The organism is Clostridium aquiflavi (assembly GCF_031344075.1).
GTDB classification, from domain to species: Bacteria; Bacillota; Clostridia; order Clostridiales; family Clostridiaceae; genus Clostridium; species Clostridium aquiflavi.
In genome coordinates this window covers 57219-67588 of record NZ_JAVJAN010000021.1, presented here as the reverse complement: position 1 = coordinate 67588, position 10370 = coordinate 57219, and the positions used below count along the sequence as shown (strand labels likewise).

The following is a 10370-nucleotide window of genomic DNA, read 5'->3' as shown; positions in this document are numbered from 1 at the left end:
AGTGTTGTTAAGTGAGAGTCGGAATTTTATATTTCGCTCCTCGAACTTACTCAGCGACTATCAGAAGTCGAGTTTCCTTTTTTACATTCCGCCCACTTTGCTTATGCATATATCAACACTCCGCTAAAACATAGCCAAAAATTAATATCCTTGTGTTTCTTCACCTTTTAAAAGACCTACTGCTCTACTTGTTCCAAGTCTATCGCAGCCTTCATTTATAAACATATTAAGATCTTCTACTGTACTTACTCCACCAGCAGCTTTAATCTTAACATTTGGTCCTATGTGTTTTTTGAATAATTTTATATCTTCAAGAGTTGCTCCACCTGTTCCAAAACCAGTAGATGTCTTTATATAATCAGCACCTGCTTCTGTTACAGCTTTACACATAGCTATTTTTTCTTCTTCTGTTAGGTAACAAGTTTCAATTATAACTTTTAATATCTTATTTCCAACAACTTCTTTTAAAGCTCTTATTTCTTCTGTAACTTTATCGTATGCTTTGTTTTTAACATCTGAAATGTTAATTACCATATCAATTTCATTTGCTCCATCAGCTAAAGCTTGCTTTGTTTCTGCTATTTTACCTTCTGTTGAAGAATATCCTAAAGGGAAACCTACTACTGTACATATATTAACCTTGTCCCCATATGTTGCATGTATACGAGATATATAACAAGCTGGAATACATATTGATGCTGTATTATATTCTATTGATTCATCACATATTTTTTTTATATCATCCCAAGTTGCTACTGGCTTTAATAAAGTATGGTCAACATGTTTTAAAATTTCTGCATTATTCATAAATTACATCCTCATTTCTTTGTTTCTTTTAATATAAACTTTTATTCTATGGCTCTATTTTATTCTTTAAATGTTATATTGTCAACATTAAATGTTAAAGTTAGAACATTTTTAACTTTAAATAATTACTTATTATAATAAGTATAAGTAATTTCAATGAAATTTATTTATTTTTTTGTATTATTTTTTAAATAATGTTAGAATATAAACAATAAACTTTAAATTATATAAACTGTATTTTAAGCAGTATTAAAATATGAAATTGTTCACTAAAAAATAGAATAAGGTGATTAATAATGAATAAAAAACTACAACGTGCTAATAGAATTATAGAAATTTTAAAAGAAAAAAATGGTGCTTCAGTTAAAGATTTAGCATCTACCTTAGGGGTTTCTGAGATGACAATTAGACGAGATTTAAATCTTTTGAAATCAAATAATATAGTTAGTAATGTATATGGGGCTACAATATATAATCCTTTAAATAGTATCGAAAAATTAAATAATAATTATGATATTACAGATGAAGTTATAAAAAGAGAAAATGAAAAAATTAAAATAGGTAAAGCTGCTGCCAAATTAATACAAAATGATGATATTATCATAATAGATGCTGGTACAACTACAGAAAAATTAGCTCAAAGCATTAGTGATGATATAAAACTAACAGCATTGTTTTATAGTATTAACATACTAAGTTCCTTAAAAAACAGAAAAAATATTGAATTAATATTTTCTGGTGGATATTTTCACGAAAACACTCAAATGTTTGAAAGTCCTGAAGGAATTTCTCTTATTGAAAATATGAGAGCTAATAAGGTTTTTGTATCTGCTGCTGGAGTGCATGAAACTTTGGGTGTTACATGTTCTAACAACTACGAGGTAGCAACTAAAAGAGCTATTATAAGTTCATCTGTTGAAAAAATATTATTAGTTGACTCTGATAAATTTGATTCTGTAAAATCATCTTACTTTTCAGACCTTCAAGAATTCGATATTGTAATTACAGATCACGGTATTCCTGATGAATGGCGTACACGCCTTGAAGATATGGAAATACAAGTTATTATCGCTTAATTATTTAAAAATCTATAATTCTTTAAAATACATAAAGGAAATGAGTTATTTCAAAGATTATAATTCTTTGAATAACTCATTTCCTTTACGTTGTAACAATAACTATTCTTCATTAAACTTTTAAAAACATATTTATAATTATAAATTTTAAAATGTATCTTCTCTGTTGTATAGGTATTCATACTTACTAAAATATGCACTAACTTAAATATATTTAATTAAATAATTCTTCTTCTAATTTTTCTAAATCTAATATTTTAATTGTATTTTTATCAAATTCTATATACTCCAGATCTCTTAAATTCATAAGTTCTCGTGATAATGACGGTCTAGGTATTCCTAGATTAGAAGCAATTTCTTTTTTACTTTCCTTTAATGTTATATATCTATTATTTTGTTTTTTAGATAATTCAAGTATAAAATTTATAACTTTATGCTTAATACTTTTAAATGATATATTTTTTATTTTGGAATTAAGCATTAAAATTTTGTTACTTAATATAGACATAAAATTTTCTAGTAATTTTTCATTTTCTAAACATAAATTTATAATAGTCCTTCGTTTCATATATAAAACACTACAATCTTCAAATGCAACTATTGTAGATGGGTAAGTGTTTTTCTTTGAAAAAATAAGTGCTTCTCCAAATACTTGGTTATTAGATAATCTTTTTAAAACTATATATTTTCCACTTAAATATATCTTTTGAATTTCTATCATACCATCTAATATAATACCCAAGCTACTACACTCATCATCTTCTGAAGCAATAATTTCTCCTTTTTTATATGACTTAATAAAATAATTTTTATCAGATATAACATAATTTATTTCCTCTTCATTAAGTCCTTGAAATAAATTATTTTTAGTTAACTTATTTATTAAATCTTTCATGTAAATTACACCTTTCTAAAAAGAAAAACACACATTATACTAAATGTATGTTTTTCTAAATTTTAATTTATATTATATCATTAATATTATAATTATAATTAAATTTTTTATTTATAATTAGTATCTAATAATTATTTAAGTGTCAATATCTAATCTATATATAGTAAATAACATAATATATTTTAACAACATATATACGATATTTACTTTAAATATCCTGTACTACTAAACCCCTTTTTCTGAATTTACTTTTCAATAATTTACATACTAATCCTAATCCCATTCCACAAATTGCTGGTAAAATCCAGCCTAATCCTTGAGAATAAAGTGGCAATTTAGAAAATATATTTACTAAGATATCTACTGCTATCCCAGCTTGACTAACTGCGTCAACAATACTTACTATTCCTGTAAACAAAAGTGTTAAAGTATAAACTATTGAACTTCCTCCAAAAAAATCATTTAATATACCTAGTAATATAAGCATTATAGATATTGGATAAATTGCATTTAACACTGGTACTGATACTGCAAGAATTTTACTTAATCCCATATTAGCAAGTATCATGCTTGAAAGTGTAAGTATTCCAACCCATGTTTTATAATTAACTTTTGAATTTAATGTTGCAAAATATTCACTACAAGATGTTATAAGACCAACACAAGTTGTTAAACATGCTACTGTGAAAATTACAGCTAATAGAATAACCCCTGGTTTCCCAAATAAATATGTCATTACAATAGTAAGTGTTTCTGCACCAGTTTCAGTTGCTCCAAACATTCCACCTGAAGCTGCACCTAAATGTGCTAACATTGAATAAATAACTATTAACATTAATCCTGAAATTATACCTGCCTTTATTGATGTTGAAATTACTCCTTTTTCATCATCAATCCCCTTAGATTTTATTGCAAATGCAATTACTATTCCAAAATTTAATGCGGCAATCGTATCCATTGTCATATACCCTTCTAAAAATCCTTTTGCCAAAGGTGATGATAAATAATCACCACTTGCTACTCCATATCTTCCTAATGGTTTAAATAAGCTTCCTATGAATACAATTGAAATAAGCCCTAGTAAAGTTGGTGTTAAAAACTTTCCTATACGATCAACTAATTTTCCTGGTGATAAACATAACCAATAAGCAATTGAAAAAAATGCAAAGGTATAAATTAATCTTGATAATGTAATTGAAAATTCCTTTGGTAAAAATGGTGCCACTGCCATTTCAAAAGGTAAACTTCCCGCTCTAGGTATTCCAAGGCATGGTCCTATTGATAAATATATTAATATTGTAAATATGATTGCAAAGCTTGGATTAACTCTGCTTGCCAAGTTTTTAAGTCCACCACATTTGGCAACTGCAATTACTCCTAATATAGGAAATCCAACTGCAGTTATAAAAAATCCTAGCAAAGCTATCCACGTTTGAGTTCCTGCTGATTGTCCCAAAAATGGTGGAAATATTAGATTTCCTGCTCCAAAAAACATTGAAAAAAGCATAAAACTTACAAGTATTAAATTTTTCTTTGATAAATTTTTCATTTTAAAATCCCCCTAAATCCTGATTTTTTATTATTAACTCAATGCTTAATGTCACCTTCAATATCCATATAAATTCCTCCTTTTTGCATATAAAAATACCCCATCCCTAATAAAGGGACGAGGTTAAATCGCGATACCACCCTAATTCTATAAAATGATATATGAAACTGTTAAAATCATTTTATAGCACTCGAACACGTACTAAATAATACGCTTTTCTTTTAACGGTGAAACTCCGTTGAAACTTACTCAATTTTCATTAAAATTTCAGTTTCAATTCTCTGAGATGATCTTCAGTTATATATTGCACATTAGCTTTCATCATACACTAACTTTCTGTAGAACAAAAATATTACTTACTCTTTCTCTTCTTAGAATTTATTTTATTAAATCTATATTTAGAATATACCCTTCTATTTTAATTGTCAATATTTCGCCTGTTTTTTTATCATTCTATTATTTTATTTGTTTATTTAAAATATTTTTCTAAAAATTCTAAACAATTTTTTTATTTAATTATTAATATATTAAATTTAACATATCTTATTACATAATTTTCACAAATATTAAATCAACTATTAATATTATATCTATAAATATAATGCAATAACTTATCTAAGAACTCTATAGCCCACTTGAATAACAAATTCATTATTAAGATTTGCAATTCTATTTATGTTATTATCATTAAAATTTGTATTTCTAATTTCTAATTTTTCACATAGCAAAGTAGAATGTATTATTATATTTCTAACCTTATTAGGATTTTCTGTTCCATTTAAAATGGCTATACTATAATTTATTAGCATAGTATTTAATTTATCGATTTTAATTATAAGTTCATCCATTCCTTCTTTTAATTTGTATGGAAATATTTTTTTATTTACTATAATAACTATTGCTACTCCTATTATTACATAAATTACTCTATAAATAAGAAGAACATTTATATTCTCTGTTAATGATGCTATGCATATAGATGCAATTGATGCAAATAATGATATTTTATAATATTCTTTAAATCCATATAATAAATACAATGATAAGATTAGAATCGATATAGTTACCCATTTTATATTTATTAAATTTATAAATATTCCTGTAAATAATATCCCCATAACATTTCCAATTATTCTTTCTTTAGTCTTATTTAAAGTATATTCATAATATGGTTGAATTACAGACATTATTGTTATAATAGCCCATATTACTTTATAGTATCCTAAAATTTCACCAATAAATAAAACTATTGTTAAAGTTATTGCCATTCTCATTGCAAAATTAAATCTCATACCTTTATGAAATGATTCTTTAAAGTTTTCTATATTTTCTTTTTCCCACTCACTATAAATCTTATTTATTTCTTTATTTCCTAATTCCTTTAATTCTTTTATACTAATTTTTAAAGAATTCATAATATTACATATCTCAGTTAAAGTCCTGGATTTATTATTATACATATCTTTAAATAAATTTATTTTATTTTCTAATTCTTCTACAGTTATACTATAATTAGAATAATATAATATATTATCTATTACATTTATTATATCTTCAACTTCATTCTTTTTAATATCATTATTATTATATTCAGAATATACATTTCTTAAATAAAGATTGAAATATTCCATATTTATGTATATATTAAATTGTATTCTTCCTAAATTCGTTGTCAGATATTTTTTATGTCTTGTAATATAAACTTTATATACTAATTCTCTCATAATCTTAGAACACTTTTTTACTATATCTTCTTCAAATTTACCATCAATAATATTATTAAGCTGGTTTTTTATTAATAATAAAGATGACGTTATACTATTTCCCAATTTAGATTTCTCATTAACTTTTGTTATTATATTGCTACATTCTATAACTAATACACCAAAAATAACTGCTAATATTCTAAAAGGTAACTCTTCTAAAGATACACGTGCATATTGAGTAAATATATATAACATAATAAATGGTTTATAAAACGCCATATCATAAGGGGATATTATATTATACATTATTGAAAATATAGATATAAAATTTATTATAATTCCTAAATAACTATTTTGTGATGAAACAAATGCTAACAATACAATAACTAAATCAACAAAAATTAACTTTAAAATCTTACTTGTAGTTTTAACTTGTAAGTTCTGTCTACTTAAGACTGTTGATGTTAATGCTATTGGAAAAGCTAGCATTATATTTTTTATTCCAAATAAAAATCCAACACCAAACATTGTTATTACAGCTACAGTACCATGTTTTAACATTGAATAAACATTAATGTGGTATTTATTTATTATTTTATCAATCATAAATAGTAATCCTGTATATTTATAGTTCTCTTATTAGTCTTTAATATAAATTCTGTAAATAACTTATACTTATTATTTTCCTTGTAAATACTCATAAGTTTTATCTCCTATATAAATAAATTTAGTATTACTTATAATTTGTTTATAATTCTTTAAATTATTCATGATAAAATAGATATGTTTCTCTAAAGTTATTTTTAATAATTTTAGAGAAACAAAAAAAGAAGTGCTTTTAGTAAATTACTTTACTAAAAGCACTTCTATATTAAACAAAACTATCTTCTGTTGTTTTGTTGTTTTCTAGCTCTTCTACAATCGATACATCTTGTAGGTTCGTTAGTGAATCCTTTTTCTTTGTAGAATTCTTGTTCTCCTACTGTGAAAACAAATTCCTTACCACAATCTCTACATACTAAAGTCTTATCTTCCATTTTAAAATTCCTCCTTGTTAATTAAAAGATTAATATATTGATTAATATCATTCTCTAAAAGGAGAAATTTATACATCTATATTAAAAACCTTTTTATCTTTATCGATATTTCTATAATTTACTTATATCTTTTACCGATATTCTTATAATAACACTTTTTTGATAAATAGCAAGACTTTTTTATCTTATAAATCTTATTATTAAAAATTAATTGCTAAATTTAACAGACTGCTAGCATCATCATTTGATAAGTTTTTAGATTGACTTATCTCTTCAACTAATGTTTTAACAGTTTTACGTAAAGTATCCTTTTCACTTGAATTTAAAGAGTGTTGTTCTTTTACTTTAGTAAGATTATAAATAACTTCTAAATAATCAGTTAACGTTCCTGATTTTATTTTTTGATTATTAATAGCTGCTCTTTGTTTAAAATCAGATTTATTTAATTCCTCTATGTTAGTTGTAAAATCTTTTACATTTTCTAGAACACTATCTAAAGTTTCTGAATCACTTACTAATCTTATGTTTAAATCTTCTACTCTATTAACTGGTAATGTTAATGTCATATTATTATTAAAAATATGTATTTTATAATAATTTTGAACTTCCCCTTTAAATAACATTTCACCTATTAATTCTATTATACCTACCCCTTGGCTAGGGTATACAATTTTATCTCCTATATTAAACAAAAAAATAACCTCCTTTGGTTTTACTATTATAGTATACCACATTTAGTTACTTTTATAAAATTATTATTTTATCACAAAACCTATTCAGTATCAACATAAAATTTCCATTAATTTATTTTTTAATCATTTAAACGTATGCATATCAATTATTAGCTTATTTTTTAATATATACTTCTACTTTTTATAATTTTTTCAATAATTTTATTGATAATTTTTAAAATTTACTTGATAAAATATAACACTTAATCATATAATTGTATAAAACATTATAAAATTAACAATTCAACTTCACAAACAAGTACATATTGCATAAATTAAAATAAATTATAATTTTGATAATGCCTATATAATCAACTTTAAGTTTTAACATAGTATCTACTGTTATAATGACAATACTATATAGAATATATTATATAAGTAATGCAAATTTAAAATAGTATCTAGGTAAGCTTCTCTTCATCCTATTTTATTTGGATGAAGATTTTTTTATATATCTATAGGCTAATTTTTGAAAGAGGAGTGATTTATATGAAATACAATTGTGCGGAAATAGTTATTAAATTATTGGAAAATCAAGGTGTAAAATATATTGCTGGAATTCCTGGTGGGTTTAACCTTCCAATATATGATGCTTTATATAAAAGTAATATAACTCATATCTTAGCTAGGCATGAACAAGGTGCTGCTTTTATAGCTCAAGGTATTTCAAGAAGTACAGGTAAACCTGGAGTATGCTTTGCAACATCCGGTCCTGGGGCTACAAATTTACTTACTGCTATTGCTGATGCTAAATTAGATTCTATTCCTCTAATTGCAATAACTGGACAAGTGCCTCTTTCTGCTATTGGTACAGATGCTTTTCAAGAAGTTGATGCATATGGACTAACTATCCCTATTACTAAGCATAATTTTTTAGTTAGGAATTCCAAAGATCTTTTTACTATTATCCCAGAAGCTTTTAAAATATCAATGGAAGGCCGTCCTGGCCCTGTGCTAATAGATATTCCAAAAAATATTCAAACAGAAATAATAGAAGTAGATGAAAATATTTTTAAACAAACAAAAAAAGATAATCATAAAAAAAAATCTCCTAAAAATTATAAACTTGAATGTATTGCTGAATTAATTAATACAGCAAAAAAGCCTATTATTTATGCTGGGGGAGGTATCATTAGTGCTAATGCCTCTAATAATCTATATGCATTAGCTGAAAAAAGCAATATTCCAGTTGCTTTAAGCTTAATGGGATTAGGCGCATTTTCATCTAATGATGTTTTAAATTTAGGAATGCTTGGAATGCATGGAGCTCCTTATACCAATTATCTACTTAACGAAGCAGATTTAATATTAGCATTTGGTGTTAGATTTGATGATAGAGCTACTGGAAATATAAGTACATTTTGTCCTAAAGCTACAATAATCCATATAGATATTGATCCTGCTGAAATTAACAAAGTTAAAATTAGCAGCCTATCTATGAATGAAAATATTAAGCATTTCTTAGGGGATATTTTACCTCTTATTAATAACAAAGAAAGAGCAGCCTGGATAGAACGAGTTAAATGCTTTAAAAAAGATTATCCACTTCCTAAATTTGATAATCCTCTACATCCAACTAACATAATTTCTTTCGTTGGTAATAATGTTTCTGATGATGCGATAATTGTTACTGATGTAGGTGAACATCAAATGTGGACAGCTCAAAGATATCCTTTCAAGTATCCTAGAACCTTTTTGACTTCTGGTGGCTTAGGGACAATGGGATTTGGACTTCCTGCAGCAATTGGTGCTGCTTTAGCAAATAAAGAAAAACAAATTATTTGTTTTTCTGGAGATGGTTCAATTTTAATGAATATCCAAGAACTTTCAACACTTAAGGATCTAGATTTAAATATAAAAATAATAATATTAAATAATCATCATTTAGGATTGGTTCGCCAACAACAAGAATTGTTTTATAACAAACACTTCATTGCATCAAAATTTATATCAAATCCAGATTTTAAATTAATTGCTAATGGCTTCGGAATAAATAGTTGCACTTTCTCACAAGAAAATGATTCATTAGATAAATTAAAAGATATATTATCAAAACCTGGTCCTTATTTAATAAATATACTAATTAATGAAACTGAAAATGTACTACCTATGGTTTATCCTGGTGGTGCAAATATAAAAATGATTGGTGGTGCGAATTTATATGATTAATACTGATTTTTATCTCGTTGAATTGCTTGTAAGAAATCATCCTGGAGTAATGAGTCATATAACAGGATTGTTTACTAGAAGAGCTTTTAATTTGGAAGGGATATTTTGTACTCAAATTGGTGACGGTAGTACAAGCAAAATGTTCTTACTTGTAAAGAATGATTTCACATTAGAGCAAATTATAAAACAATTAGAGAAACTTTATGATGTTCTTCAAGTCTCACTTCATCAAGATTATGATTATTCAATTTTTCAAAATCTAGATAAAGTATTAAAAATAAAATAGTATCAAATAGCTGTATATAGAAACAGTACAACTACTTGATACTTTGTAGGAAAGTGGGAATATTCTAATTAAAGTTATATTTTAAAATAAAAAATTAATTTATTAATTACAACT

9 protein-coding genes and 1 other annotated feature are annotated in these 10370 nt (G+C 25.1%); of the genes, 3 read left to right on the top strand and 6 right to left on the bottom strand.

From position 1 onward, the window contains the following. Nucleotides 1-141: 141 nt before the first annotated feature. Nucleotides 142-807 (bottom strand): deoxyribose-phosphate aldolase, encoded by a 666-nt coding sequence (gene deoC / locus RGC78_RS09155; RefSeq protein WP_012423789.1) that lies wholly within the window; start codon nucleotides 805-807, stop codon nucleotides 142-144. 296 nt (nucleotides 808-1103) lie between these two features. On the opposite strand from deoC, the gene RGC78_RS09150 reads away from it, so the two are divergent. Next, a complete protein-coding gene (locus RGC78_RS09150; protein ID WP_012423906.1) occupies nucleotides 1104-1883 on the top strand; it encodes a DeoR/GlpR family DNA-binding transcription regulator in 780 nt (259 codons plus the stop codon). Nucleotides 1884-2097: 214 nt separating this feature from the next. Here RGC78_RS09150 and RGC78_RS09145 read toward each other — a convergent pair whose 3' ends face one another. The 5 genes from RGC78_RS09145 to RGC78_RS09125 all read right to left on the bottom strand — a co-directional run bounded on the left by RGC78_RS09145 (nucleotide 2098) and on the right by RGC78_RS09125 (nucleotide 7762). Then, complete coding sequence (locus RGC78_RS09145; protein ID WP_012424114.1) at nucleotides 2098-2778, bottom strand: Crp/Fnr family transcriptional regulator; 681 nt, start codon at nucleotides 2776-2778, stop codon at nucleotides 2098-2100. A gap of 208 nt (nucleotides 2779-2986) precedes the next feature. Beyond that, a complete protein-coding gene (brnQ, locus tag RGC78_RS09140; RefSeq protein ID WP_309556530.1) occupies nucleotides 2987-4327 on the bottom strand; it encodes a branched-chain amino acid transport system II carrier protein in 1341 nt (446 codons plus the stop codon). A 110-nt stretch (nucleotides 4328-4437) separates the two neighbouring features. Further along, nucleotides 4438-4709: a binding site (T-box leader), on the bottom strand. 229 nt (nucleotides 4710-4938) lie between these two features. Further along, on the bottom strand, nucleotides 4939-6639 hold the full coding sequence (locus tag RGC78_RS09135; protein WP_309556529.1) for an FUSC family protein: 1701 nt from the start codon (nucleotides 6637-6639) through the stop codon (nucleotides 4939-4941). Nucleotides 6640-6914: 275 nt separating this feature from the next. Then, a complete protein-coding gene (locus tag RGC78_RS09130; RefSeq protein ID WP_003372054.1) occupies nucleotides 6915-7070 on the bottom strand; it encodes a zinc-ribbon domain-containing protein in 156 nt (51 codons plus the stop codon). A gap of 200 nt (nucleotides 7071-7270) precedes the next feature. Continuing rightward, nucleotides 7271-7762: a CarD family transcriptional regulator gene (locus tag RGC78_RS09125; protein WP_105176080.1), complete on the bottom strand. Its 492-nt coding sequence runs from the start codon at nucleotides 7760-7762 to the stop codon at nucleotides 7271-7273. 528 nt (nucleotides 7763-8290) lie between these two features. Here RGC78_RS09125 and ilvB point away from each other — a divergent pair. Continuing rightward, a complete protein-coding gene (ilvB, locus tag RGC78_RS09120) occupies nucleotides 8291-9970 on the top strand; it encodes a biosynthetic-type acetolactate synthase large subunit (protein WP_309556528.1) in 1680 nt (559 codons plus the stop codon). After that, nucleotides 9963-10256, top strand: a complete 294-nt coding sequence (ilvN, locus tag RGC78_RS09115) for an acetolactate synthase small subunit (RefSeq protein ID WP_309556527.1) — start codon at nucleotides 9963-9965, stop codon at nucleotides 10254-10256. The genes ilvB and ilvN overlap by 8 nt, the downstream gene beginning before the upstream one ends. The last annotated feature ends 114 nt before the right edge of the window (nucleotides 10257-10370 follow it).